Source organism: Arthrobacter celericrescens (assembly GCF_003614925.1).
Lineage (GTDB): Bacteria > Actinomycetota > Actinomycetes > Actinomycetales > Micrococcaceae > Arthrobacter > Arthrobacter celericrescens.
In genome coordinates this window covers 1-26,117 of the sequence record NZ_QYLP01000095.1, presented here as the reverse complement: position 1 = coordinate 26,117, position 26,117 = coordinate 1, and the positions used below count along the sequence as shown (strand labels likewise).

The 26,117-nt window shown below is 68.1% G+C and carries 24 protein-coding genes, 1 tRNA gene and 1 riboswitch; of the genes, 9 read left to right on the top strand and 16 right to left on the bottom strand.

Going from position 1 to position 26,117, the window contains the following annotated elements; translation table 11 throughout:
* Positions 1-2: 2 nt before the first annotated feature.
* Positions 3-512 (bottom strand): nucleoside deaminase, encoded by a 510-nt coding sequence (locus D3654_RS17255; RefSeq protein ID WP_120522691.1) that lies wholly within the window; start codon positions 510-512, stop codon positions 3-5.
* Between the two features lie 24 nt (positions 513-536).
* Between D3654_RS17255 and upp the strand changes: the two genes are divergently transcribed.
* From upp to D3654_RS17240, 3 genes are all read left to right on the top strand, one after another.
* The gene (gene upp / locus D3654_RS17250) at positions 537-1,172 is read left to right on the top strand and encodes a uracil phosphoribosyltransferase (RefSeq protein WP_120522690.1); all 636 of its coding nucleotides are present in this window, start codon (positions 537-539) and stop codon (positions 1,170-1,172) included.
* A gap of 63 nt (positions 1,173-1,235) precedes the next feature.
* Positions 1,236-1,613 (top strand): VOC family protein, encoded by a 378-nt coding sequence (locus D3654_RS17245; RefSeq protein WP_120522689.1) that lies wholly within the window; start codon positions 1,236-1,238, stop codon positions 1,611-1,613.
* A gap of 103 nt (positions 1,614-1,716) precedes the next feature.
* Positions 1,717-2,427, top strand: coding sequence for an HAD-IA family hydrolase (locus tag D3654_RS17240; RefSeq protein WP_120522688.1), 711 nt, complete (start codon positions 1,717-1,719; stop codon positions 2,425-2,427).
* 35 nt (positions 2,428-2,462) lie between these two features.
* On the opposite strand, the gene D3654_RS20945 is transcribed toward D3654_RS17240, so the two are convergent.
* The 6 genes from D3654_RS20945 to D3654_RS17210 all read right to left on the bottom strand — a co-directional run bounded on the left by D3654_RS20945 (position 2,463) and on the right by D3654_RS17210 (position 9,736).
* A complete protein-coding gene (locus D3654_RS20945) occupies positions 2,463-4,415 on the bottom strand; it encodes an ArnT family glycosyltransferase (protein WP_120522687.1) in 1,953 nt (650 codons plus the stop codon).
* Positions 4,412-5,824 (bottom strand): bifunctional glycosyltransferase family 2/GtrA family protein, encoded by a 1,413-nt coding sequence (locus D3654_RS17230; protein ID WP_120522686.1) that lies wholly within the window; start codon positions 5,822-5,824, stop codon positions 4,412-4,414. The genes D3654_RS20945 and D3654_RS17230 overlap by 4 nt, the downstream gene beginning before the upstream one ends.
* A gap of 151 nt (positions 5,825-5,975) precedes the next feature.
* On the bottom strand, positions 5,976-6,377 hold the full coding sequence (locus D3654_RS17225; protein ID WP_120522685.1) for a DMP19 family protein: 402 nt from the start codon (positions 6,375-6,377) through the stop codon (positions 5,976-5,978).
* Between the two features lie 95 nt (positions 6,378-6,472).
* Positions 6,473-7,177 (bottom strand): aggregation-promoting factor C-terminal-like domain-containing protein, encoded by a 705-nt coding sequence (locus D3654_RS17220; RefSeq protein ID WP_120522684.1) that lies wholly within the window; start codon positions 7,175-7,177, stop codon positions 6,473-6,475.
* A 5-nt stretch (positions 7,178-7,182) separates the two neighbouring features.
* Positions 7,183-7,354, bottom strand: a riboswitch (cyclic di-AMP (ydaO/yuaA leader).
* A 160-nt stretch (positions 7,355-7,514) separates the two neighbouring features.
* Complete coding sequence (locus tag D3654_RS17215; RefSeq protein WP_120522683.1) at positions 7,515-8,990, bottom strand: sensor histidine kinase; 1,476 nt, start codon at positions 8,988-8,990, stop codon at positions 7,515-7,517.
* Positions 8,991-8,998: 8 nt separating this feature from the next.
* Positions 8,999-9,736, bottom strand: a complete 738-nt coding sequence (locus D3654_RS17210) for a response regulator transcription factor (protein ID WP_120522682.1) — start codon at positions 9,734-9,736, stop codon at positions 8,999-9,001.
* 232 nt (positions 9,737-9,968) lie between these two features.
* Between D3654_RS17210 and D3654_RS17205 the strand changes: the two genes are divergently transcribed.
* The 3 genes from D3654_RS17205 (at position 9,969) to D3654_RS17195 (ending at position 13,073) form a co-directional block, all read left to right on the top strand.
* On the top strand, positions 9,969-10,793 hold the full coding sequence (locus D3654_RS17205; protein ID WP_162943778.1) for a hypothetical protein: 825 nt from the start codon (positions 9,969-9,971) through the stop codon (positions 10,791-10,793).
* Between the two features lie 666 nt (positions 10,794-11,459).
* Positions 11,460-12,329, top strand: coding sequence for a winged helix-turn-helix domain-containing protein (locus tag D3654_RS17200; RefSeq protein ID WP_120522680.1), 870 nt, complete (start codon positions 11,460-11,462; stop codon positions 12,327-12,329).
* A 216-nt stretch (positions 12,330-12,545) separates the two neighbouring features.
* Positions 12,546-13,073, top strand: coding sequence for a SixA phosphatase family protein (locus D3654_RS17195; protein ID WP_120522679.1), 528 nt, complete (start codon positions 12,546-12,548; stop codon positions 13,071-13,073).
* Here the strand turns inward: D3654_RS17195 and D3654_RS17190 are convergent.
* On the bottom strand, positions 13,042-13,800 hold the full coding sequence (locus D3654_RS17190; RefSeq protein ID WP_120522678.1) for a phosphatase PAP2 family protein: 759 nt from the start codon (positions 13,798-13,800) through the stop codon (positions 13,042-13,044). The genes D3654_RS17195 and D3654_RS17190 overlap by 32 nt on opposite strands.
* A 75-nt stretch (positions 13,801-13,875) precedes the next feature.
* Entirely contained in the window at positions 13,876-14,802 is a 927-nt protein-coding gene (locus tag D3654_RS17185; protein WP_120522716.1) for a LysR family transcriptional regulator, read from the bottom strand.
* A gap of 73 nt (positions 14,803-14,875) precedes the next feature.
* On the opposite strand from D3654_RS17185, the gene D3654_RS17180 reads away from it, so the two are divergent.
* Entirely contained in the window at positions 14,876-15,805 is a 930-nt protein-coding gene (locus D3654_RS17180; protein ID WP_205571844.1) for an EamA family transporter, read from the top strand.
* Positions 15,806-15,851: 46 nt separating this feature from the next.
* On the opposite strand, the gene D3654_RS17175 is transcribed toward D3654_RS17180, so the two are convergent.
* The 5 genes from D3654_RS17175 to D3654_RS17155 all read right to left on the bottom strand — a co-directional run bounded on the left by D3654_RS17175 (position 15,852) and on the right by D3654_RS17155 (position 21,425).
* Positions 15,852-16,430: a hypothetical protein gene (locus tag D3654_RS17175; protein WP_120522676.1), complete on the bottom strand. Its 579-nt coding sequence runs from the start codon at positions 16,428-16,430 to the stop codon at positions 15,852-15,854.
* Positions 16,431-16,504: 74 nt separating this feature from the next.
* A complete protein-coding gene (locus D3654_RS17170; RefSeq protein WP_120522675.1) occupies positions 16,505-17,140 on the bottom strand; it encodes a TetR/AcrR family transcriptional regulator in 636 nt (211 codons plus the stop codon).
* Positions 17,137-19,173: a YhgE/Pip domain-containing protein gene (locus D3654_RS17165; protein ID WP_120522674.1), complete on the bottom strand. Its 2,037-nt coding sequence runs from the start codon at positions 19,171-19,173 to the stop codon at positions 17,137-17,139. The genes D3654_RS17170 and D3654_RS17165 overlap by 4 nt, the downstream gene beginning before the upstream one ends.
* Entirely contained in the window at positions 19,170-19,886 is a 717-nt protein-coding gene (locus D3654_RS17160) for an ABC transporter ATP-binding protein (protein WP_120522673.1), read from the bottom strand. The genes D3654_RS17165 and D3654_RS17160 overlap by 4 nt, the downstream gene beginning before the upstream one ends.
* 69 nt (positions 19,887-19,955) lie before the next feature.
* Entirely contained in the window at positions 19,956-21,425 is a 1,470-nt protein-coding gene (locus D3654_RS17155; protein ID WP_120522672.1) for a dihydrolipoyl dehydrogenase family protein, read from the bottom strand.
* 209 nt (positions 21,426-21,634) lie between these two features.
* Here D3654_RS17155 and D3654_RS17150 point away from each other — a divergent pair, with 209 nt between their 5' ends.
* A complete protein-coding gene (locus D3654_RS17150; RefSeq protein ID WP_120522671.1) occupies positions 21,635-22,351 on the top strand; it encodes a FadR/GntR family transcriptional regulator in 717 nt (238 codons plus the stop codon).
* A 65-nt stretch (positions 22,352-22,416) separates the two neighbouring features.
* On the opposite strand, the gene D3654_RS17145 is transcribed toward D3654_RS17150, so the two are convergent.
* Both D3654_RS17145 and D3654_RS17140 read right to left on the bottom strand, forming a co-directional pair.
* Complete coding sequence (locus D3654_RS17145) at positions 22,417-23,595, bottom strand: amidohydrolase (protein WP_245413307.1); 1,179 nt, start codon at positions 23,593-23,595, stop codon at positions 22,417-22,419.
* A 259-nt stretch (positions 23,596-23,854) separates the two neighbouring features.
* Positions 23,855-23,928 (bottom strand) — tRNA-Arg (locus D3654_RS17140).
* 295 nt (positions 23,929-24,223) lie between these two features.
* Between D3654_RS17140 and D3654_RS17135 the strand changes: the two genes are divergently transcribed.
* Positions 24,224-26,050, top strand: a complete 1,827-nt coding sequence (locus tag D3654_RS17135; protein WP_120522669.1) for a phosphoenolpyruvate carboxykinase (GTP) — start codon at positions 24,224-24,226, stop codon at positions 26,048-26,050.
* The last annotated feature ends 67 nt before the right edge of the window (positions 26,051-26,117 follow it).

The window sequence follows — 26,117 nt, the reverse complement described above, 5'->3', positions numbered from 1 at the left end:
CGTTACCCCCGGTGCGTCGCGAAGAAGTCCCGCAGCAGCGCCGCGCACTCGGGTTCCCGGACCCCCGGGTAAACCTCCACCCAATGGTTGAGCCGGCGCTCGCGGAGGATGTCGAACACGGAGCCGACTGCCCCGGCCTTCTCGTCCCAGGCACCGAACACCACCCTCGGGATCCGGGCCAGCACGATCGCCCCGGCGCACATCGCGCACGGCTCCAGGGTCACCACCAGGGTGCAGTCCTCCAAGCGCCAGCCGTCCCCGCCTTCGCCGAGTTCCCGGGCGTGGCGCTGCAGGGCGGCGGCCGCCTCGCGGATCGCCACGATCTCGGCGTGCGCGGTAGGGTCCCCGTGCGCTTCACGCTCGTTCCGCCCGGCACCCAGCACGCCGCCGTCGGGCCCCAGAACCACGGCACCGATCGGCACATCATCGGTGTCCAGCGCGCGCCGGGCTTCGTCCAGGGCAAGGCCCATCCAGGCCGCGTGTTCGGCGTGATACGGCTCGGAGCTGTTCATGGCTTCAATGATAGTTTTGGACGCATGCGCACACTCGTCGTGGACCACCCGCTCGTTGCCCACAAGCTCACCGTTCTGCGGGACAAGAACACCCCTTCGCCGGTCTTCCGCCAGCTCACCGAAGAACTCGTCACCCTGCTGGCCTACGAGGCCACCCGCGAGGTCCGCACGGAGACCGTGGACATCGAAACGCCGGTCACCAAGACCACCGGCACGGCGTTCACCAAGCCCACTCCGCTGGTGGTTCCGATCCTGCGCGCGGGCCTGGGCATGCTCGAGGGCATGACCAAGCTGGTTCCCACCGCCGAGGTCGGCTTCCTGGGCATGGCCCGCGACGAGGAAACCCTGGACATCATCACCTACGCCGAGCGCCTGCCCGAGGACCTCACCGGCCGGCAGATTTTCGTGCTCGACCCCATGCTCGCCACCGGCGGCACCTTGCGCGAGGCCATCAAGTTCCTCTTCAAGCGCGGCGCCTCGGATGTCACCTGCATCTGCCTGCTCGCCGCCCCGGAAGGCCTGGCCAAGCTGGAAGAAGAGCTCTCCGAGGCCAACGTCAAGATCGTGCTCGCCTCGATCGACGAGAAGCTCAACGACAAGGCCTACATCGTTCCGGGCCTCGGCGACGCCGGCGACCGCCTCTACGGCGTGGCAGGCTAGACTCACGGCCCACCCGGCGAAGCCCCCTATCGTTTTCACCCGGGCCCCACTAGCCTGTGGCGCATGGACTGGAAACTGGAGCTTGTATTTGTCCCTGTGTCCGATGTGGACCGCGCCAAGGATTTTTACGTCAACAAGGTGGGCTTCAACGCCGACTTCGACGAACGACCCATGGACGGCCTCCGGTTCGTCCAGCTGACCCCGCCGGGCTCGGCCTGCTCCATCGCGATCGGCGAAGGCCTCAGCGAAGCCCCTGCCGGTTCCGCCCCGAGCCTGCAGATCGTGGTCAGCGACATCCAGGCCGCCCACGGCCAGCTCAAGGACAACGGCGTGGACGTCAGCGAGATCGACATCCAGCCCTGGGGCCATTTCGTGTACTTCGCCGACCCGGACGGCAACAGGTGGGCGGTGCAGTACATCCCCTCCCGGCCCAACGGCTGACGCCGCCGGCGCCCGGCACTCCGCCCGGACGCCAGTCCCCGGCCCCGCCGAAACAAACGGCCTCCCGGTTGGGCGGACAGCCCCGGGCGGGCAGGATGGACCCATGAGCCTGCCCGCCTCCACCGAAACCAACGCCTCCACCGAAACCGCCGCTGATGCCACACGCTTCACGGTCCGTGCCATCCTCTTCGACATGGACGGCACCATCGTGGATTCGACGGCGGTGGTGGAGCAGGTGTGGGGCGAGTTCGCCGCCCGCTACGGCCTGGATTATGCGGACATCCTGCGCACCTCACACGGCGTGCAGGCCCGCGACACCGTGACCCGCTACGCCCCGGCCGGGTCGGACATCGACGCGCTCACCGACGAACTCGGCGAGATGGAACGCACCCGGACGGAAGGCGTCGTGGCCCTGCCAGGTGCCGAGGCGTTCCTGCGCGCCCTGCCGGCGGACGCCGTCGCACTCGTCACCTCCGCGGACCGGGTGCTCGCCGAGATCCGCATGAAGGCCGCCGGGCTGGACATGCCCGCGACGGCGGTCACCGCCGAATCCGTGACCCGCGGCAAGCCGGACCCGGAAGGCTACCTCGCCGCCGCCGCACTGCTCGGCGCCGACCCGTCCGAGGTGGTGGTCTTCGAAGACGCCCCGGCCGGGATCGCCGCGGCACTGGCCGCCGGCATGCGCACCGTGGTGGTGGGCGACGGCGGCGGCCAGGCCGCCGACGGATTGGCACGGATCCCGGACTACACCGCAGCCTCGGCCGCCGTCACCCTGGATGGCGACGGCCACCCCCTGATCGAAATCAGCCTCTAGGCCCCTCCTGGCTGGCATGCGAGCCGGCGGCCGGCCTACTTCGCCAGCTTGTACACCGTGGAGCTGCCCACGGTCTCGGCCTGGAAGTTCGCAGCCACCCACGTGGCCACCTCGGAGCTTCCGCCACGGCCGCCTCCCGCGAAACCGCCCATGCCGCCGGTGATGAAGTAGCTGACTTCGCCGTTGGCCACCATCTGCTGGAATTGCGCCAGGGTGGGGTAGGGGTCGCCGCCGTTCCAGCCGCCGAGCGCGATCACGCTGGTATCGGACGCGAGTTCGAGGTTCGCGGCCTGCGTGGCGCCCGATACCGCCGCGGACCACTTCGTGGTGGTGGCGGAGAGCAGGGCGGTCAGCTCGCTGCTGCTTTCGGTTTCCGGCGAGCCGCCGGGAGCGCCGTCCAAGGCGCCCGCACCGCCGTCGCGGTTTCCGAAGCCGCCCAGCGCCGCGGAGGACGGGCCCGACGTCGGGATGGAACCGGAGTGCGGCACCGCGGCGGTGGCGATCGTCCAGGCAGCCGTGCCCAGCCCGCCGGCCAGCAGCGAGGCCACCACGACGGCGGCGGCCGCCGCCTTCCGGAACCTGCCGGCGAGCATGTCCACCCGCAGCAGCAGTGCGGCCGCGGCAAGAACGCCGAGAACCACCACGAAGACGCGCAGCCACGGCAGCCAGGACGCGTCGCGGCCCAGCAGCAGGGCGGACCAGACCGAGCTGGCCAGAACCACTGCGGCGAGCACAACCCGTGCAGGCCAGTGCGCCCGGCCGCGCCACAGCTCCACGCCGCCGATGCCCACCAAGGCCGCGATCGCCGGAGCCAGGGCCACCGCGTAGTACGGATGCACGATGCCGCTCATGAAGCTTAAGATGCCCGCGGTGACCAGCAGCCAGGCGCCCCACAGTAGCAGCGCGGCGCGGGTGCGGGAGATCCGGGCCTCGCGGCGGGCGAACCACAGTCCGGCGGCCAGCAGGATCAGGGACGCCGGAAGCAGCCACGAGACCTCGGCGCCGAAGCTGGTGCCGAACATGCGGAGCAGTCCGGCCGCGCCGCCGAAGCCGGCGTTGCCCCCGCCCGCTCCTGCGAAGCCGCCGCCCGCGCCGGGCATGCCTTCGCCCGAGCCGGTGATGCGGCCCAGGCCGTTGTAGCCGAAGGTCAGTTCCAGGAAGCTGTTGGTTTCCGAGCCCGCCATGTAAGGCCGGGCCGAGGCCGGGGTCAGCTGGAACAATGCGATGTAGCTGCCGGCCACCACCATGATCCCGGCCAGGGCCCCGAGCAGGTGCAGGAGCCGGCGCCGCAGCGTGGTGGGGGCGGCCCACAGGTAGGCCAGGCCGAGCCCCGGCACCACCAGGAAGCCCTGCAGCATCTTCGTCAGGAACGCCAGGCCGATCACGGCGCCCGTGGCCGCAAGCCATTTCCAGCCGGCCCGTTCGATCGCCCGCGTGGTCAGGTAGGCGGCAAGGACCAGGCACAGGGTGAGCATCGCGTCCGGGTTGTTGAAGCGGAACATCAGCGCCGCCACCGGGGTGAGCGCGAGCGCGCCGCCGGCCAGCAGGCCCGCCGCCGGGCCGGACACGCGCTTCACCGCCAGGTACAGGAGGCCGACGGCGGCCACGCCCATGAGTGCCTGCGGCACCAGCATGCTCAGCGGTGAGAAGCCGAACACCCGGCCCGCCAAGGCGGGGATCCACAGCGAGGCCGGCGGCTTGTCCACCGTGATGGCGTTGCCGGCGTCGAGCGAACCGAAAAGCAACGCTGTCCAGTCCTTGGTGCCCGCCTGCACGGCGGCGGCATAGAAGGAGTTCGCGTAGCCGGTGGCCGCGAGGTTCCACAGATACAGCACTGCCGTGGCCAGCAGCAGCCCGACGGCGGAGGGCCGCACCCAGCGCGGCTGCCCGCCGAAGGCGATCCGGGACCAGCGGACCCCGTTGGTGGGGCGCTCCGGCTGGATGGCTTCGGGCGCGGCCGGGGTGGCGGGAGTCATGGTGGAGGTCATCGTGCTGCCGTTTCTGTTTCGACGGGACGGGGTTGTTCTGTGGTTTCTTCGGCGCGAGGCGACGGCGGCTGCCGGAACACCCACAGCCGGAACAACAGGAAGCGCAGGACCGTGGCGGCGAGGTTCGCCGCGACCACGGTGAGGACTTCCACCCAGCGCTCGGGCGCCGTCGAGCCGTACAGGACGCTGCTGTTATGCACCAGAGTGAGGGCACCGGAGGTCAGCCCGAGCCCGATGCCGAACACCAGCAGGCCCTCGAAATGGGCCCGCACGGCCCCGCCGCCTTGGATGCCGAAGGTGAAGCGCCGGTTGGCGCCGGTGTTGGCGATGGCGGTAATCAGCAGGGCCAGGAAGTTGGCCAGCTGCGGATCCATGAAGCCGCGACAGAACAGGAAGAGGAGCAGGTAGGCAAGGGTTGACGCGGCGCCGATTGCACCGAACCGCACCAGCTGGCCGAAGAGCCTGTTGCGCGGGTTCTTCTCGGCCGTGCGGTCGGAGGCGGGCAGTGGGCCGCGGGCGAGGGCGGCACGGAGTTCCGGAACCGGGATGCGGCCGCTGAGCAGGTCGCGGCTCAGGCGGGCCATGCCGCGGAGGTCGGCGAGGGCGGTGCGGACCACGTCCACGCTGGAATCGGGGTCGTCGATCCAGTCCACGGGCACCTCGTGGACGCGCAGCCCGCAGCGTTCGGCCAGGACCAGCAGTTCGGTGTCGAAGAACCATTCCTTGTCCAGGGTGTGCGGGAGGATCCGCTGGGCCACGTCGGCCCGGATGGCCTTGAAACCGCACTGGGCGTCGCTGAAACGGGCACCCATGAGCGACTGCAGCATCAGGTTGTAGCTGCGCGAGATGAATTCCCGCTTGGGCCCGCGGACCACCCGGGAGTTCCGGGTCAGCCGGGTGCCGATGGCCAGGTCGGAGTGTCCGGAGATCAGCGGCGCCAGCAGCGGGGCCAGGGCCGCGAGGTCGGTGGACAGGTCCACGTCCATGTAGGCCAGGACAGGTGCCGGGGAGGCCAGCCAGACTTTCCGCAGGGCGTTGCCGCGGCCCTTTTCATCGAGGTGCACGGCGATCACTTCGGGGAGTTCCCGGCCGAGGCGCTCGGCGATCTTTAGGGTGGCGTCCGTGCTGGCGTTGTCCGCGATGGTGATCCGGAAAGGATGCGGGAAGCCGCCCCGCAGGTGTCCGTGGAGCCGGCGCACGCACTCTTCCAGGTCGCGTTCCTCGTTGAAGACGGGGATGGTGACGTCCAGGACGGCGCTGCCGGAGCGGGTGTCGACCGGGGCGTGCCGGAGCAGGGTCGCTGTGCTGGGGCGGACATCCGTATGGACGGGCCGGAAGGTGCTGCCGCTGGTGCCCGGTGGCGGGACGGCGCAGTCTGCGCTTGCTGTTGAAGAGTCTGTGAGTGCCATGGATCCACAGTGACCGCGCGGGATTTGCGTGCTTTAGGCGCAAGCTGTGCTGTGGCTGTGGATGCGAAACACCAAGCTGTGGATGCGCAAAACGGCCCGTCCCCGGAGAGGGACGGGCCGTTGTTCTGGTGCCTTGTGTCCGCGGTGATTTCTAACCAAAGCGGGATGCGATGTACCCGTTGAGGCAGGCGTCGGCGTCGATTGCTTCTTCGAGATCGTAGAGCCGTCTGTCCAGATCCTCCAGGGTCTCTTCAAGATCGTTGTTGTCGAGGAACCGAGCCCTATCATCACAATTGATTGGGAACGGGGCACCAAAGAGATCCATCGCCTCCTCAAGGAGGTTGGCCCACTCGCTGCCGAGGATTTCCGGTAGCGCTGCGAGCGCAGCAGGCGCAGAGTCCGCGCCCCAGTAGCGAAAATAGGAGTCCACGCCGCCGGAAGCGACCTCTTGCCGTAGGTCGCACACAGCCAACAAGCCGCGATGCTTTTCATCCATCAAGGACCTGTCTGACTGCGCAAACTGTTCGTAGATCTCCCAAACATCCAGCGACATGGAAGTACCCTACAGCCCGTCCTCTGGTTACGCGCTGAAACGAAAACGGCCCGTCCCCAAAGGGACGGGCCGTTGCGGTGGTGGCAAAATCCGGCTCAGTACCAGTTGTTGGCGTAGTGGAAGGACAGCGCTGCCGACGGCGAGCCGTAGCGTTCCTTGATGTACTTCAGGCCCCAGCGGATCTGGGTCTTGTAGTTGGTCTGCCAGTCCGCGCCCTCGGTGGCCATCTTCTCGGCCGGCAGGGACTGCACGATGCCGTACGCGCCGCTGGAGGGGTTGGTTGCCGTGGTGGTCCAGTCCGATTCCTTGGTCCAGAGGATCCGCAGCGAATCCATCTCTCCCGGTCCCCAGCCGAAGGAGGAGAGCAGGCTCGCGGCGTAGGCCTGGGCGCCGGCGGGATCGTTCACTGCAACCGGCTTCGCGGGAACGGCGGGCTTGGCCGGAGCCACCTTGGCCGCCTGGGCGGTCACAGGGGCCGGCTTCGCGGCCGGCTTGGCCGGAGTGGACGGCTTGGCGGCAGGTTTGGAAGCAGCGGCCGACGGCGTCACGCTCGGCGTCGCGGTTGCGCTCGCTTCCGGGGCAGACACGGAGGTCCGGGCGGCGTCGATTGCCTGGCCGCCTTGTCCGGCGGCCTGTCCGGCAGCGCCGGCACCCACGGCCAGGGCGAGCACGCCTGCCGTGACGGCGAGGCGCTGGCTGGTGCTGCGCAGGCCCGCAGCTTTCTTCAAAACGGTGCGCGGAGCAGAAACTTCCCCGCGGCGGCGCCCATGCAGGCGCGACTGATCCTTGGCAGGAGACATGGTGGTATACCTCTCAACGCCTGCGGAGTTAGCTGTCGGGTTCGGATGAGGTCATCCGGCCGCACCAGCGGAGATTCTGGTCTGCGGCTTCACCCCAAGGGCCGGTTCGTGAACGCGAAGCGGCCCGGAGACTCTGGGTCCCCCGTCTCTGCCTGGGTGTTGGGGCGCCGGGGAGTGGCAGAGCTCGGCGTCTGCCCGGCGGTGGTCCGGAATATCCGGAGCACCCTTTCGACGGTACAGGAGCCCGCCGCGAAAGTCACATTTAGGTAACGGACATCACGACGGCGGTGAGTCGCCTTGCGCAGGCGCGCTCCGGCGTCGTGCGTTCAGCCTTCTCTCAGGGAAGGGGGAGCCTCACAGCGAATTCCGTGCGACCCGGGCGCGAGCTGACCTCCACCGAACCGCCGTGCGCCTGCACGATCGACTCGACGATCGACAGGCCCAGCCCCGAGCTGCCTTCGGTGCCGGTGCGCGCCGCGTCGGCCCGGGCAAAGCGGGAGAAAATCCGGTCCTGGAACTCCGGCGGGATGCCGCCGCCGTCGTCGGTCACGGTGATCACGGCGGTGCCGTCGGCCGAGCGCATCACTCCGGTGGTGACTGTGGTGCCATCCCCGGTGTGCTTGCGGGCGTTGGAAAGCAGGTTGGCCAGGACTTGGTGCAGCTGCGTGGCGTCGCCGCGGACCGTGAGGGGCTCGTCCGGGAGTTCCAGCTGCCAGACGTGCCCGGGCGCCATGACTTTCTCGTCGCTGACGGTTTCGACCACCAGCTGGGTGAGGTCCACATCGCCGAACTCCGTCGGCTTGCCTTCGTCCAGGCGGGCCAGCAGGAGGAGGTCCTCCACCAGCGCCGTCATGCGTTCGGACTGGCTCTGCACCCGGCCCAGGGACTTTCGGCCGTCCTCGCTGAAGTTTTCGGTCATGCGCAGTAGTTCGGTGTAGCCGCGGATCGCCGTCAGCGGGGTGCGCAGTTCATGCGAGGCGTCGGCGACGAACTGGCGCACCTTCGTCTCGCTCCGCTGCCGTGCCTCCAGGGCGTTGGAGACGTTGTCCAGCATGAGGTTGAGGGCGTGGCCCACGCTGCCCACCTCGGTGCTGGGGTGGGCGGCAGTCTTCGGGACGCGTACCGCCAGGGCCACCTCGCCGGCGTCGAGCGGAAGCCGCGAAACTTTGGTGGCCACCTCGGACAGCTGCTCCAACGGGCGCATCGTTCGCCGGATCATCACGGTGCCCGCAAGCCCGATCAGTCCGAGCCCGCCCAGGGACACCAGAACCATGGTCCACACCAGCGACGCCTCCGTGCCCTGCTTTGCGGCGAGCGGAAGCCCGGTGACGATGATGTCGCCGTACGGCGTTTCGGTTGCCACGAGGCGGTAGTCGCCGTTGGACAGGCTCCGGTCCACGTGCGCGCCGTTCCCGGGCAAATCCAGCAGTACGGCCTTGTCCGCCGCCGAGAGGTCGGCCCGGACGCCGTCGGCGTTGATGAATCCCGCGCTGTTGACCGTGGAACCGAAGATCCGGGCGTTGATGGTTCCGGCACCCTGGCCCCGTGCCTCAAGCGGGTCCGGGCGTCCGATGGGACCTCCCGACGGCGGCCTGCCGAACTCGGTTGCGCGGTGCGCAGCCTGCGTCAGCTGTTCGTCCAGCTGGCGGGTCAGGAAGAGATCCATGGAGGCGTAGCTGACGAGGCCGATGGCGCCGCAGATCGCCACGAGAAGTGCCATGGAGACGAGGATCAGCCGGGTGCGCAGGTGCCAGGTGGCAGGGTTCAGCCAGTACCGGCCTGCCCGCCGGGGTGCTCCCGAAAGCTTGGACATGCCTGCCCCTACTCGGCGGGCTTGATGACGTAGCCGGCGCCGCGCACGGTGTGGATCATCGGCGGGTGCTCGGCGTCGATTTTCTTGCGCAGGTAGGAAATGTACAGTTCCACGATGTTGGCCTGCCCGCCGAAGTCGTAGTCCCACACGCGGTCCAGGATCTGTGCCTTGCTGATGACCCGGCGCGGATTCTCCATGAGGTAGCGCAGGAGCTCGAACTGGGTGGCGGTGAGGGCGATGTCCTGGCCGGCGCGGGTCACTACGCGGGTGTCGACGTTCAGCGTCAGGTCGCCCACCACCAGTTCCGCGGTGTCCATGGCGGCCACGCCGGAACGCTGCACCAGGCGGTGCAGGCGCAGGAGGACTTCCTCCATGCTGAACGGCTTGGTGACGTAGTCGTCCCCGCCGGCGGCCAGGCCGGTGATGCGGTCCTTGACGTCGTCCTTGGCGGTGAGGAAAAGCGCAGGCACTTCGGGCGCGAAGGCGCGGATCCTGCCCAGCAGCTCCACGCCGTCGAACCCTGGGAGCATGACGTCCAGCACCAGGACGTCCGGGCGGAAGTCCTTGGCCAGCTTGACCGCGGCCGGGCCGTCCCCGGCGATCTCGACCGACCAGCCGGCCATGCGCAGGCCCATGCTCATCAATTCGGCGAGGCTCGGTTCGTCGTCAACCACGAGGGCACGGATGGGGGAGCCGTCCGGGTGGGTGAGCTGCGGAAGGTTGTTGGTGGAGTGCGAGGATGCCATGGGACAAGCCTCCGATCTGGCCGTTTGCCGCCGCTTTGCGCTTCCTGTGAGCACGCTGTGAGTCCTAAGCCTAGTCCCCGCCGCCTCCCTAACCTCCGCTTCGTCCCCACCGGCTCCACAGACGGGTTCGCTCGTGCTCACAGGAGGGGCTTCCGTGCGACACAGCCCGTGCACAGCAACCCGGCTGAATCTGGGTGGGACAACGATTCCTTCCCAAGATTCGGAGAAGACCATGGAACGACAGGACCCTCCCGCAGCCCCCGGCCCCGTGGGACCGGCCAACGGTGGGCAGGACCCGGAAAGCCGGCAGGCCTCCCAGCCTGCCCAGCCTGGGCCATTCCCGACGGCGGCCCAACCGTCGGGCGGCTGGGGCACCCCGCCGTCGGGCCAGCCTTCCGCCGGCTGGGGTGCGGCACGCGCCCGGAGCGCAGGGCCGGCCGGGGGTGCCGCCGGCAAGTGGACCCTGAAGAAGGGGCTCATCGCGGGAGGCGTGGCCGTGGTCGTTGCCGGAGCAACGGCTGCCGGAGTCTACGCGGCGGGCAACGGAGCGGCGGCCGACGCCGGAACCCAGGCCGCGGGCGGAATGGCCGGGCAGAACGGCATGTCGGCCCAGGGCGGGCCTGGCGGTATCGGAATGAACGGCGGCGGCTTTGCACCGGACGGCCTGGGCATGGGAGCCGGCGGACTCGGCGCTGCTGTCCATTCCGAATACGTGATCCTGAGGAATGGAACGTACGTGAACATGGGTTCGCAGACCGGCACTGTCTCCGAAGTTTCGGCGGACTCCATCACGATCAGGAGCGAGGACGGGTTCAACCGCAGCTACAGACTGGGCAGCGACCTCGTGGTGTCGCAGGGCATGGGCCGCGGGATGAACCAGGGGAGCAGCACCCTGAGTATTTCGGACGTGCAAAGCGGGGACACCGTACGCATCACCGCATTGCAGGAATCCGGGAACTACACAGCCGAAACCATTCAGCTCGTCACGGGTACGTCCAGCGGCCAGGATTCAGGCACCGGTCTTCCGGGCGGCGATCCCGGCACGGCGAGCAACTAAGGCACCTCGAACAACCACGGCAATCTTGCAAGAGCGAGGCAGGAACCGCGCAGCGGCGGTTCCTGCCTCCGCCGTTTAACTCCTGTCCCGCGAACCGCCTCAGACCCTCCAGCCACACCCGTCAGGCACCTCAAAGGCTTTTAGCAGAGGATTCGGGGAAAATTTTCCGCCGGAGGTTGAATCCCGATTGGACAAGAGTTGTTTCATATCTTGAGATTCAGGCATCCTGCATGATTTCGCGCCAAGATTCCAAGAAAGCCCTTCCTGGCGAAGAACGTTCGATTATTTCGCCCAGTAGTGGGATTGTGACGAAGCCAAGTCGGTCACATTTGGACATCCTGAAATTGTGATTTGGCGCACAATAGTCCTTCGCGTCTCAGGATGTGGACGGATCGGCGCTTTGTTACTTGCAAGTTCCCTTTATTACGTTGCACACTTCAAATGTGAACAAGAACTCAACAGCACCTGCAGCCGCAGCAATCGGGACCAGCGCACCCGCTGGCATCGCGATGAGCTGTTGTCGAATGTACGCCTAACTTCCGACCCCAAGAAGTTCCAGGCATTCGTCCCTTGCCCAGCGTCGGGCGCCTTCCCCAACTCATTGCGGGGACCGTATAAGCATTCGAAGCCGCGATGACGGCCATTCACATTGAGGTAAGTACTCCTATGTCAGTTGCATCCGGATACGTCCACATCTCCGTCCGAAACGCCAACAAGGCGGCGTCCAACGCCGGCCTGCGCCCTGGCTTGGGCGGCCGCCCCGGTTACGCCCAGCCCGGCCCCGCCGGTGCAGGCCAGGCCCCGGGCTACGTTCCCCAGGGCTACAACCCCAACTCCTACGGACAGCTCAGGGCGGTTCCCGCCAACGAGGCGGCACCCATGACGGCACCCACCCCGGTCCTGGCGCCCGCCGAGCGCGCCATCCGCCCCGTCCCCGGCGACAACGTTGCCCGCGGCTTCGTGCTTTACATGGGCATTGACGAGGACACCGCCGCAGCCGCGGGGACCTCCATCGCCAAGCTGGCCCAGGAAATCCGCGCTTACGCCCAGTCCCTCGTGACCGGCGCCGAGAGCTACGCCGCCGTCGCGGTCGCCCCGGCCACCGCCCCTGGTTCCGCCCTCGACGTCGTCCGCTCCACCTTCGGCGATCCCACCGTCGGCAACCGCCAGCGCTCCGAGGCCGTCCGCCCGCAGCCGCAGCAGGAAGCCCGCCCCTCTGGCGTGCTGATCGATCTTGCCCGCCGCGAAGTGCACCTCGACGGCGAATCCCTGAACCTGACCTTCAAGGAGTTCGAGCTCCTGAACTACCTGGTCGAAAACGGCACCCGCACCGTGGGCCGCGACGAGCTCCTCGAGGGCCTGTGGCGGAACGCCGAAGAAGTGCCGAACGAGCGCACCATCGACGTCCACATCCGCCGCCTCCGCTCCAAGCTGGGCCGCCTCGCCAACACCGTCCGCACGGTCCGTGGCCAGGGCTACCGCTTCTACGAGCACCCCGAGGTCATTGTCTGGGCCGCTCCGGAATACTCGATCTAGTCCCTGGCGACGCGCACATGCGCCCGTTCCCTTTCTTGGGGGCGGGCGCTTTCGCTTTCGCGGCACGATCCCTCTGCGCCTGCGCTCGTCCCTCACGCAACAACGGCGCTATCGGGATGTGCCGCTTCGCTACAGCGCCCCTCGCATCGGGATGTGCCGCCCTTCGACGTTCCACGTACCGACGGGTCTGTGCCTCCGCGGCTATAAAGTGGGGGCATGAGTGAGCACCACATCAAGCGGCTGGTCATCATGCGCCATGCCAAGTCGGACTGGCCCATGGGCGTCCCGGACCATGACCGGCCTTTGGCTGAGCGCGGCCACCGGGAAGCTCCGCTGGCCGGCAAGTGGCTGCTGAAGCACAAAGTCGTTCCCGACTTCATCTTGTGTTCCTCGGCCCTGCGGACCCGTCAGACCTGCACCTGGGTGTGCAACGAACTGGGCGACAAGGCCCCCACGCCGAAGCTTGAGGGCGGTCTCTATGCCGCCTCGGCGCTGCGGATGCTCAGCATCATCAACCACGTGCCGGATACGGTCGGCACGCTCATGGTCTTCGCGCACATGCCGGGCGTCCAGGACCTCGCCATGCACCTTGCCTCCCGCGACTCGGACCACGAGGCCTACATGGACGCCGCCAGCCATTACCCCACCAGCGCCCTGACGGTCATGGAGTTGGAGAAACCCTGGGCTGAGCTGGACGGACAGGACGCCCGACTCACACACTTCGCCGTGCCGCGCCCGAAATAGCCGCGCCTGGAACCGAAGTAGCCCGGTCCGGGCCGCGGCGGACCGCGTCCGCGAAAACCGCGACGGCGGTCACGGCCAGTCCCAGCCCGATCGATGCCACTACATCGCTCACCCAGTGGTAGCCGAGGTAGATCCGGCTAAGGGCCACTACAAGCGTCCCGGCAAGGGCCACCGCCGGGGCGAGCACCGCCGTCGAGCGCTGGCCCGAACGCGACGCCAGGAAGTACGCGAGGACGAACAGGAACACTGTGACGCCCGTGGTGTGGCCCGATGGGAAGGACAGGGCGTCGTCGGGACCGAAGAGGAAATCCCGGGCCGGCGGGCGCGGCCGGCCCACCCATTCCTTCACCACCGCGGTGACCACCACGGTGAAGCCCATGGCGCACAGCAGCAGGACCGGGCGCCATAGTTCGCGGAGGCGGATCCACCAGGCCACGCAGAATCCCACGCAGATCACGGACATCGCCAGGGGTGACGTCGCCGCGGAAACTGCGCCAAGCAAAGTCGTGAGGGCCGGGCTGCGGATTCCCAGGAGGAAGTCGTGGACGGGGCCATCGAGCAGCACGAGGCCCGAGTTGGTCTGAACCTGGGCGTACACGGTCCAGAACAGCGCGTCACCGGCAAGCAGGAGCCCTGCCGCCCAGAAAAACAGGGTCCGTTGGGAGCAGCGCGGCGCGGGCGGGGGCACCGAAGTGTGCCGGGCGCGTTCCCGGAGGGCAAGGTGCATGTTCCGATGATCTCCGCCCGAACTGCGCGGACGCGGGGAGCTTGCTGGATGCCGGCTGAACCCGGCCTCCGTCAGCTAAACCCCGTCCAGCTCCGCAGCCGCCTCCCGGAGCAGCCCCACGACGTGCCGGATGCTCGGGCTCGACCGCATCGTCTTGCGGTAGACGATGCCCACTTCCCGCTGCTGCCGCGGGTTCTCCACGGGCACGGCCACCACGCCAGGAGGAAGTTCCGGCCGGCCGAGCCGGGGGACGAGCGCCACGGCCACGCCCTGCCGGACCATGGCGATGTGGGTCGAGAAATCGGGATCGTACATACGGATGTCCGGCACCTGGCCGAGGCCGGCGAAGATCGCCAGCAGTGCCTCGTTGCAGATGGCGTTGGACGGCGTGCTGATCCACGACTCGCCCAGCAGATCGGAAGCCTCGACGGCGGACCGCCCGGCCAGGGGGTGCGCGGAGTTGAGCAGCACGTCCGCGGTGTCCGTGCACAGTTTCTCGTGGACCATGTTGCCGGGGATGAGCAGCGGCACGGAGTTCCAGTTGTGGACCACCCCGAGGTCCGCTTCGCCGGAGGCCACGCGCTGCACCGCCTCCCGCGGGTCCTCGGCCAGGACGCGGATGTCCAGCCCGGGCTCGCCGTCGTCCGCCGCCGTGCGGCCGAGCTTCCCAAGCATCGGCCCCACCAGGCCCCGGCAAGCCGTCGAGAACGCCACGAGCCGCAGCATGCCGCTGGGCTTGGCGGGATCGGCCAGCAGCGTGGCCTGCAGCTCCTCCAGCTCGCCGAGGATCCTGCGCCCGTACTCGGCCAGGGCCATGCCCCGGTCCGTAAGCAGCACCCCGCGGCCGTGGCGCTCCAGGACGGCCACCCCGCTCTGCTTCTCGAGCTTCTTGATCTGCTGGGACACCGCAGACGGGCTGAAACCCATGATGTCTGCGGCGGCTATCACCGAGCCGTGCTGTTCCACCGCCACCAGGGCGCGCAGCGCTGCGATCTCAATCATGAAGCAACGGTACATGATTGCATGCAGAATTCAATGCTGGTGCTTCATGGTCCTGTGGTGCCACAGTTGGATCGTGAACCTACGCCACTCCGCCCTCGCCGTCCTGGTCGCCGTCCTTTGGGGACTCAACTTCGTCGCGATCGATCTCGGCCTGCACCCCTCCGACGGACACGGCGGCACCGCCGACGTCCCGCCCCTGCTGTTCGTGGCGATGCGCTTCGTTCTGGTGGTCTTCCCCTGCATCTTCTTCATCCCGAAGCCGGACGTCGGCTGGAAGGTGATTGCCGGCGTCGGGCTGTTCATGAGCGCGGGGCAGTTCGGCCTGCTGTACCTGGGCATGGCACTGGGCATGCCCGCAGGGCTGGCGTCGCTCGTCCTCCAGGCACAGGTGCTCCTGACGGTGCTGCTTGCCTCCCGCTTCCTCGGTGAAAAGCCAGGGAAGCGGCAGCTGGCCGGGGTGGTGCTCGGCGTGGCCGGGCTCGCCGTGGTGGCGGTCGGCCGGAGCCTCGTGGCGCCGGTGGTGCCGCTCATGATCGTCCTCGCGGCGGCGCTGTCCTGGGCGATCGGGAACGTGATCGTGCGCCAGGCCAAGGCGGCCTCGGGCTTGGGCCTGGTGGTGTGGTCCGGGGCGGTGGTGCCGGTTCCGCTCGCGGCCCTGTCCCTGCTGGTCGACGGCCCCGACGCCGTCTTCGGGACGCTCGCACAGTTGCAGCCGGCCACGGTGCTCAGCGCCCTCTACACGGCGGTCTTCGCCTCGCTGCTTGGCTACGGGATCTGGAACCGGCTCCTCGGGCTGTATCCGGGGTCGGCCGTGGTGCCGTTCACGCTGCTGGTCCCCGTGGTCGGGATGACCGCGGCGTGGCTGCTCCTCGGGGAAATCCCGACGTCGGCCGAACTGGCGGGCGGGCTGATCCTGCTGGGCGGGGTGGCCGTGGCAGTGCTGCAGCTGAAAGGACCGCGGCGGGTAACGCCCCCGAAGATTCCCCAACTGGCTCGCAGTTAATGTCGCTATAAGCGCCCAAAACGACAACAACTGCGAGTTAGTTGGGTCAGCGGCGGCGGGCGGGGGACTTGCGCTGGGATGCAGCGCCCGACGTCGGCCGCTTGGCAGGTGCCGCCGGCACCTTGGCGGAGGGGTGCCGCTGCGCCGCCGACGCCGGGCGCTTGGCAGGAGCGGCCGCCGGCCGACGGGCAGGGCGCGGTGCGGGCTTGCGCCCGGCAGGACGCGAGGGAGCGGTCCGGCGGCCAGGCCACACCGCCCCGGCGAAGAGCACGAGCAGGGACGCGCCGCCGGCAGCGAGGGAGAGGTAGAAGTAGATGTCCGAGTCCTTGCTGCTGACAGCGCTGCCCAGGGAGTTCTCGCTCAAGGTGAAAGCCAGGCCCCACATACGCAGAAAGGCGATTCCGAAGGCAATGAACAGTGTGCACCCGATGAAGGCCAGGGCAAGGACCAGGTAGCGGCGCCGGGCGAGCACCAGCGTGAGGGAAGCCAGGTAACCCAGCACCACGGCGCTGAAGAACATGAACAGGACCCACTCTTCGAGGGTGACGGCCGCCAACACCAGCAAGGCCCCGGCCACCACCGCGGAAATGACCGCGAGCTTTCCACTGTTCCCCATACGACGCATGGATCAATCATCCCGGAGCGGACACTCGCGCCCGGACCCCCGCCACGCCGCGGCAGGTTGCAGTTGCGTACCGTTTAGCGCAGCACGTAGCCGTGCATGAGGGTCATCACCGCGGCCACGCCCTGTTCCTTGCTGCGCTCCGGGTTGTAGGTCTGGCGGTCCAGGCCCACCACGAAGATGGCACCGAACATCGCTGCCTCCAGGCCGCCCCGCGCAACCTTGGTGTCCACGGGGTACTTCCGGGCCACGTTTTCCAGGGCCGCTCCGATCACGCCGATCAGCTCGGCCCGCAGCTCCGCGAAGAGCTGACCCCATTCGTTCGGCGTCTTCCAGTTCTCGCTGACCCAGAGCCGGGCGAAGGAGGGGTAGTCGTCCATGAAGTCCATGGCCTGGCCCAGCATGGCTTCCATGGCGTCCAGGGGATCGGCCTCCGGGTCCGCGATGCTTTGCAGCCGGCCCAGCATGATGTCCACGCCGTGGCGCAGCAACTGGGCGATCAGGTCCGACTTGCTGCCGAAGTTGTAGTACACCGTCCCTTTGGACACCCCGGCCGCGGCCGCGATCTCGTCCACCGTGACCCCGGCTGCCCCGCGCTCGCCGATCAGCTCCATCGAGGCCTCGAACAGGCGCTGCTTGGTGACGTTGGTCCGGGCCGGACGCAGCTTCCTGCCGGCGTCATCCTTCCTGCCGGCGTCATCAGGGGTGCTCATACGGCGATCTCCGGCTTCAGGGTCTTCAGGGTCCAGTACTTGTGCTTGCGGACGGCCAGGGTGGACAAGACCGCGCCCAGCAAAGTGTAGCCAAGCAGCCCGAACGCCGTGGGCAGGATCATCGAGAGGTCACCGCCGTAGACCAGGTGCCGCATGCCCGTGACAACATAGCCCATCGGCATGATCTGGTGCACCACGTGCAGCGGTTCCGGGATGGTCTGCCAGGGGAAGGTGCCGCCGGAGGACACCAGCTGCAGCACCAGGAGGATCAGCACCACGAATTTTCCGGGCGTGCCGAGCAGGGCCACCACACCCTGGATGATCGCGCTGAACGCCATCGCTGCGGCCAGCATGAACAGCCACATCAGCACCGGATGCGCCGGGTGCAGCCCGAGCCCGAAATTCACCACGAGCGTCAGGATGCTGGCCTGCAGCACGGACACCGCGAAGAACGGCAGCCAGCCGCCCACGGCGATCTTCCACGAAGGCGCGTTCGAGGCCAGCGCCCGCCGGGTGATGGGCCGCATGGCCTGCACCAGCATGAACACGCCGATCCACAGGGCAAGGGTCAGGAAGAACGGCGCGAGCCCGGCGCCGTAGGACCCGGCCTCGGCTTGCGAAACGTTGTTCACCGCCACGGGGTCGGCGATCACCTTGGAGACTTCGCTCTTCTGCGCGTCGTCCGGGTTCGGGATCTTCCCGGCACCCTTGGCCAGTTCGTCCGCCAGGGTGCGCGAACCGTCCGCGGCGGTGGCGGCGCCGCTGGCGAGCCGGGCGGCGCCGTCGTCGAGTTTCGCGGCACCGTCCGCCAGGGCGGAGGCTCCGTCCAGCGCCGTCTGCTGCCCCGCGGCGAGGGTGGCGGCTCCGGCGCTGAGCTGGCCGGCGCCCGTGGAGGCCTGGCCGATCGCCCCGGTCAGGGAGGGGGTCGCGCCGGCGAGCTTAGCGGCTCCGGCGCTCACCGCTGCCGAGCCGTCCGAGAGTTGCTGGATCTTCGCGGCGTCGGCGGCGATCTTCGCCTTCGCGTCAGTGACCGGGGCCGAGGCTGCCGCGGTGTCGTAGTCGGCGAGGATCTTGTCCGCCTGCGCTTGGTCGATGACTCCGGCGTCCATCAGCCGCTGGTTGGCGGCGATCACGCGGTTCCGCGCTCCGGCGTCGAACGCTTCCAGCTGCCCGACGACGTCCTGCACCTTCGCGTTCAACTGCGCGTTTCCGGCGGCCACCTGTGCGGCGCCGTCGGCGAGCTTCTGCGAATCCGCCGGGAGGCCGGCGGTCTTGTCCTTGAGTTCGGACAGGCCGGCGCTGAGCTGGCCCACCCCGGCGTTGAGCTGGTTCGCGCCGTCGCGCAGCTTGGTTTGCCCGGCCACGAGCTCGCCGGTGCCGCTGCGCAGCTGGCTGGTGCCGTCATGCAGGGTGGCCGCGCCCGAGCTGAGCTGCCCGACGCCGTCCGCCAGCTTGGCTGCCCCGTCGGCGGCCTTGACGATCTGGGCGTGGATGGTGCCGAAACCCGTGAGGAGCTGGTTGGCCGTTTCCTCGCCCACTTCCTTGGCCACCGTGGAGTGCACGGCGGCGGTGAGCTTGTCCACGATGGTGCTGAGCAGGTAGTTGTTGGCGTCGTTCGTGGTCACGTTGAGCATCGCCTGGTTGGCGGCGTCGAAGCTGCCAGGCGAGACGAGGTTGGCCGAGAAGTCCTTCGGGATCTTCAGGGCGAAGGCGTACTTGCCGCCCTGCACCCCGGCGTCGGCCTCCTCTGCGGTGTCCACCTGCTGCCAGTTGAAGACATGGCCCTCCACGAGCGAATCCGCAACCTTGTGGCCGGCCTGCAGTTCTGTGCCGTCTGAGGACCTGGCGCCGGCGTCCTGCACCACGAGGGCGGCGTCGATCTTGTCCAGGTTTCCGTACGGGTCCCAGTTCGCGTACAAGTACACCGCACCGTAAAGCAGCGGAACCATGGTCAGGGCAAGGATGGTCAGTTTGGGCAGCAGTCCGCCGGTCATGCGCTTGAGTTCGGAGCGGGCCAGCCGCAGAACAGTCACGGTGCAGTCCTTTGCAGGGTTTCAGTCTCGGGTACTTCCGGAGTGGCGTCCGCCGCGCCGGGTGCGGTGTCTGTTTCCTCGGCAGGCTCCGGCACGGCATTGCCGATCGTGGCGGTGGCGCCGCCCCAGCCGTCCGGGAGGGCGGAAACGACCGCGACGACGGCGAGCGGCCGCCCGGCGTCGTGCGCCAGTTGCCCAAGGCGAGGGAGCCAGTCCGCAGGATCGGAGCTGTGCCGGTCCGGGGAGTCGAGCACGAGGAGATCGACGGCGGGGTCCGCGAGCGCGAGGGCGGTCAGCAGTTCGAGGCGCCGCGCCGCGGGGAGCTGCTCGATCCACAGATCGGCGATGTCTTCGAAGCTGTTCACCTTGAGCCAGGGCTTGCTCAGCAGGGCGCCACGGTAGCGCCGCGGGATGAGGGCGAGGTCCTCGGTGACGAGGTCCCCCACGCTGAGGTGCTGTTCGGGTTCGTTGACGCCGGGGGAGTCAAGCAGTGCGCTCGCCGAGCGGATCCTCTTGGTCTTGGAGTTGCCGTCCCAGCGGAGAATGCCGCTTCCCGGCTTCATCCGGCCGCTGAGTGCGAGGGCGAGGGCGGTGCGCTGCTCCTGCCCGTCCCCGCTGGCAAGCAGAAGGCTGCCGCGGCGGATTTCGAGGGAGGTGGGCGGCAGGAGGTCGGCGCGGTGGCCGTTGATCTGGAGTTCCTGTGCGGTGAGCACCGATGGACCTTTCGAGAGCCTGATGTCACCACCATTCTATTTGAACTGACTAGTCAGTTCAAATAGAGCTCACAGGCCGTACTTTTCCAGGAGCCGCAACCACACTTCGCTGAGGGTGGGGAAGGACGGCACCGCATGCCACAGCCGCTCCAAGGGCACCTCGCCCACGATCGCGATCGTGGCCCCGTGCAGCAGTTCCGCCACCCCGGGTCCCGCGAACGTGGCGCCGAGCAGCACGCGCCTGTCCTCGTCCACCACCAGTTGCGCCCACCCCTTGTAGTTCTCCGCGTACAGCTGCGAGCCCGAGACGTTGATGGGCAGTTCAACCGTGCCGGCCCGGAGTCCTCGCTCCTGTGCCTGGCCCAGGTTCAGGCCGACGCTCGCCACCTCGGGATCCGTGAAGACCACGCTGGGCACCGCATGCTCGTTGGCCGTGGTGGTGACGTGGCTCCACGGCTTGGGGGCGCGGTGCAGCTTCCCCTCGGACCGGGCCACGATTGCGTCGCCCGTTGCCCGCGCACTGTACTTCCCCTGGTGGGTCAGCAGCGGGGTCCCCGCGGCGTCGCCCGCCGCGTACAGCCAGAGCCCGCTGGTTCCGTCGCTCGCGGCCCCCTCCACCAGCCCGGTCGAATCGGTGCTGATCCGCACCGCCGGCGGGCCGTCGTCGTCCTCCGCTTCGGCGAGCCCCACACTTTCCAGCCCCAGGTTGTCCAGGGAAGGCCTGCGGCCTGTCGCTACTAGGAGCTTGTCGGCGTCAAGGACCTTGCCGTCGTCGAGGGTGACGGAGAAGGACTGGTCGTTGGTGCGGACGCTGAGGACTGCGGTCCCCGTGTGGAGGGTGACGCCGTCGGCCCGCAGCCCGGCGGCCACCAGCTCCGCCGCCTCTTCCGGGAAGGCGCTGAGCAGCCGGCCGCGGGCCACCACCGAGACCTGCGATCCCAGCCGGGCAAAGGCCTGCGCGAGTTCCACCCCGGCAACCCCGCCGCCCAGCACCACAAAGCGTTCGGGGACTTCACGGGCCGAGGTGGCGCCGCGGGTCGTCCAGTACGGGGCCGAACGGAGCCCGGGAATGTCCGGGATGACGGGGGTTGAGCCGGTGGCTATGACGACGGCGTGCCGCGCCTTGAGCGCGTAACTGTTGCCGTCCACTCCGTCCACCTGGACCTCGCGCGGGCCGGTGATGCGGGCGACGCCCCGCACCAGCTCGATCCCGGTCTCGGAGAGCCACCGGACGCCGCCGTCGTCCTGCCACCGGTTGGTGAAGTAGTCCCGGTACTTCAGCACGGGCGCAGGGTCCAGGACCTTCGTGACTGAATCGGCCGCGCCGGGGACGGACTGGGCGACATGCAGGGCGGTCCCCGGCCGGAGCAGGGCCTTCGACGGGATGCAGGCCCAGTAGGAGCATTCCCCGCCCACCAGTTCGGATTCGACGATCGCTGCGGTGAGGCCTCCCCGGATGACGCGGTCGGCGACGTTTTCGCCGGCGGCTCCTGCACCGATCACGATGACGTCGAATTCCCGGGAGCGCTCCTCAGTCATGAGAGAAGCCTACGCCTGTCCTTTCTCCGCGGTATCCGGGGCCGCGGGCTGTTTTCCGGGCGGAGGTGGGACATCCGATATTGTCTTGAGCTGGGCGGGTACGGCGCACTAAGCTCGCTTCAACACCGTCACCGGACTGGTCCGGACCCGCACCCGCGGACCGCCCGAACGAAGTCCGGACTGCGAGGGGAGCAAGGGTGGAATCGGGCATGGCTCGGCAGGCACGGTATGGCGCGCAGTCCCGGCTCAGGGCCCTGCAATCGGACATCATGGACCTCATCCTCGAACGGGAACTCGAAGCCGGGGACCCCCTGCCCACCGAGAACGAACTCGCCGCCTCGCTGGGCGTCGGCCGGAACACACTCCGGGAATCGCTCAAGGTCCTGCAGGCGATGGGCGTGATTGAGATCCGCCATGGCTTCGGCATGTTCGTCGCGCCCACAAATTTCGATGCCCTGGCCGAAGGACTGATGTTCCGCGGGCGGCTGTCACTGCGCCAGAACGGCGAGGATGCCCTGCAGCTTCTCGGCATCCGGCAGGCCCTGGAAACGGGACTCCTTCCGGCCGCGGTCGCCGCGAGCACGCCCGGCCACCTGGAGCGGCTGGCTGAAGCCGTCGAACACCTGGAGCAGCTGGCCCAGGCGGGCGAACACTCCGCCGCGGCCGACGCCGAATTCCACCGCCGCCTGTTCGAACCCCTCGGCAACGAGCTGCTGCAGCAGTTGCTCGGCGTTTTCGGGAAGGTCCACCGCAAGATCCAACTGGAGGCAGGTCCCGCCACGGACGATGCCGCGGCCGTGGCCGCGCTGCACCGGAAGATCTACGACGCCGTCGCGGCCGGGGACGCCGCGGCCGCGGGCGGGCTGTTGGCGTCCCGTTTCGAGGAACTACGGGCGAAGATCGGCGCGCTGGTCGCCGGCCGCTGAGGCGGGCCTTCAGCTTGCCCGACGGCGGCGGGCCGGGCGCCCGGGGCCGGGCACCCGCCGTCGTACTACTTCCCGAGTTTGGACAGGATGGCCGCCAGGGCGGCCCGCACACCGGTGCCCAGCGTCGGCTCGATCACCGGGGCGAAGAAGGGCGAATGGTTCATCGGCACGGGCTCGCCGGAGTCGAGGACTTCCCGGCTCATGCCGCCGAACATCCAGTACACGGACGGCACCCCGATCGCCTCGGCGAAGGCGCCGAAGTCTTCGCTGCCCATCATCGGCTCCACCAGTGCCACTTTGTCTTCGCCCAGTACCGCGCGGAAGGCCGTGATGAGTTCCTCGGTGTCGGCGGGCTCGTTGTAGTTGCGAGGGAAGGTGTAGAGCTCCGCGATCTCCGGCTGCGGCGCCCCGGACGCTTCGGCCTCGGCCAGGATGATCCTGCGGACCGCCGCCAGGACCTGGGCACGGACCTCCGGCTCCAGGGTGCGGATGTTCAGCGTGAACTCCGCAGTGGCCGGGATGATGTTCTCCTTGAGGCCGGCGTGGAAGGTGCCCACGGTGACCACTGCGGCCTTCAGCGGGTGGACCTCGCGGGACACGATCGTCTGGAGCCGCAGCACCATCTGGGCGCCGAGGACGATCGGGTCGATGGCCACTTGGGGCTGCGAACCGTGGGACTGCCGGCCTAAGACCGTGACCTTCAGGGAATCGGCCATCGCCATGGCGTTGCCGATGCTGATGTTGATGGTCCCGGCCTCGTTGCCCATGACGTGCTGGCCGTAGATGATTTCCGGCCGCGGAGCCTTGTCCCAGATCCCGTCGTCGATCATGGCCTGCGCCCCGGCGGCGGTTTCCTCGCCCGGCTGGAAGATGAAGACGATCGTGCCGCTCCATGACTCCGGGGCGCCGGCGAGCAGTTCGGCCGCCGCCAGGAGCGTGGTGACGTGGGTGTCGTGGCCGCAGCCGTGCATCACGGGCACCTCGGTGCCGTCGGCCATCACGCCACGTGCCGTGCTGGCGTAGTCGAGGCCGGTGGCTTCGAGGATCGGCAGGCCGTCGGTGTCCGCGCGGAAGCCGACCACCGGTCCGTCGCCGTTGCGCAGCACTCCCACGACGCCGGTGCCGCCGCAGGCGAAGTTGCCGATGCCGAGGGCATCAAGCCGCTCCGCGATGAAGCGGGCCGTGTCGTGTTCCTGCATGGAGAGCTCGGGATTGGCATGCAGATGCTTGTACATTGCGTGCATCCGGCCACGGAGGTCCTCGCTGAGTTGTCCGTTGAGGGCGGCGGTGAGCGCGGCGCCGGTGTGGGGGAGTGCCTCGGTCATGGCCAGGTCTCCGTTCTCTAGGTGGCTTCCCGGCCGCGCCGTCCGCGGCCTGCTCCCACGCTATTGATGGATCGCTGCCTTTACCGACCGACCGGGCGTTCAGGGCGCTCTGTGACGAAAAAAGAACGGCAGAAAAAGAAAAAGGCCCGTACCGCCGAAGCGGTACGGGCCTTGTCTGTGCGCCCAAAGGGATTCGAACCCCTGACCTTCTGTTCCGTAGACAGACGCTCTATCCAGCTGAGCTATGGGCGCATTCTGTGCTTTCACACTTTGGTTCGTGGGCTTCGCTTTTTCGCTCGCCCCCCGAACCTCAATAAACTTTACGCGAGATCGGCCCATCCGCCAAATCGAGGGCGTGTAATCTGGCCGACTATACCGGTCTATGTGACCTTGCTCACTAAAATCGCCGGTTTTTGGGTCACAATCGTTGATTTTCCGGGCTTTTGCTCCGAAAGGCCCATGAGGTCCCACGTCCTAAGCCGAAATGGTCTACTCCGCGAGACCTAGCATTTAGGACACACCACTGACCCCGACGAAGGGAACCGCAATGGGCGACCTGGCGCGACTGCCGCTGCTTGAGAAGGCACCCACTACGCACGCACGCCTGCTGGCCTGGGTTGAAGAAGTTGCAGAACTCACCCAGCCTGACCGCATCCACTGGGTGGACGGCAGCGAGGGCGAATACAAGACCCTGACCGAGGAACTCGTCGCAGCCGGCACGCTGAAGCCGCTGAACCCGGAGACCTTCCCGAACTCCTTCGCGGCGTTCTCCGATCCGGCAGACGTTGCCCGCGTCGAAGAGCAGACCTTCATCTGCTCCGAGAACGAGCGCGACGCAGGCTTCACCAACAACTGGATGGCCCCGGCCGAGATGAAGCAGAAGCTGCGCGGGCTGTTCGCCGGCTCCATGCGCGGCCGCACCATGTACGTCATCCCCTTCGTCATGGGGCACCTCGACGCCGAGGATCCCAAGTTCGGCGTTGAGATCACCGACTCCGCCTACGTTGTGGCCTCGATGCGCATCATGGCCCGCATCGGAACCGACGTGCTTAACCGCATCACCCAGACCGACGCGTTCTTCGTGCCGGCCCTGCACTCCGTGGGTGCACCGCTTGAGCCGGGACAGAAGGACGTCGCCTGGCCGTGCAGCCCGGAGAAGTGGATCGTGCACTTCCCGGAGGAGCGCTCCATCTGGTCCTTCGGTTCCGGCTACGGCGGAAACGCCCTCCTGGGCAAGAAGTGCTACTCGCTGCGCATCGCCTCTGTCATGGCGCGCGACGAAGGCTGGCTGGCCGAGCACATGCTCATCCTCAAGCTCACCTCGCCTGAGCAGAAGGTCTACCACGTAGCCGCGGCCTTCCCGTCCGCCTGCGGCAAGACCAACCTTGCCCTCCTGGATCCCACCATCAAGGGTTGGAAGGCCGAGACCCTGGGCGACGACATCAACTGGATGCGTTTCGGCAAGGACGGCGAACTCCGTGCCGTCAACCCTGAGGCCGGCCTGTTCGGCGTTGCTCCCGGCACCGGCTGGGGAACCAACCCCAACGCCATGCGCGCCATCGCCAAGGGCAACAGCATTTTCACCAATGTGGCTCTCACTGACGACGGCGGTGTGTGGTGGGAAGGCATGACCGAGGAAACCCCGGCGCACCTCACCGACTGGCAGGGCAACGACTGGACCCCCGAGTCCGGCCGCCCCGCCGCGCACCCGAACTCCCGTTTCTGCACGCCGATCGACCAGATCGACATGCTGGCACCGGAATACTTCGCTCCGGAGGGTGTGAAGGTTGACGCGATCCTCTTCGGCGGCCGTCGCAAGACCACCATTCCGCTGGTCACCGAGGCCCGCGACTGGTCCAACGGCATCTTCATGGGTTCCACGCTGTCTTCGGAGACCACGGCTGCCGCTGCCGGTGCCGTCGGCGTTGTTCGCCGCGACCCCATGGCCATGCTGCCGTTCATCGGCTACGACGCAGGTGACTACCTGAACCACTGGGTGAACCTGTCCGCCAAGGCCAACCCGGAGAAGCTGCCGAAGATCTTCCTGGTGAACTGGTTCCGCCGCACGGCCGAGGGCGGCTTCGCCTGGCCGGGCTTCGGGGACAACTCGCGTGTGCTGAAGTGGGCCATCGAGCGGATCGAAGGCAAGGCCGACGCCGTCGAAACCCCCATCGGTTTTGTTCCGACCGGTGAGTCCGTCGACCTGGAAGGCCTGGACATGACCCCGGCCGAGGTCGAAGCGGCTGTCCGCGTGGATGCTGCCGAATGGGAGACCGAACTGGCCTCCATTGAGGAATGGTTCGCCAAGTTCGGCGGGTCCCTTCCCGAGGCACTGCAGGCCGAGCTGGACGGGTTGAAGAGCCGACTGGCCTAGACCTCTTAGGGACAACGGCGTCCTTAAGGCGACGGCGGCCCGTCACCTTCCACTGGAAGGTGACGGG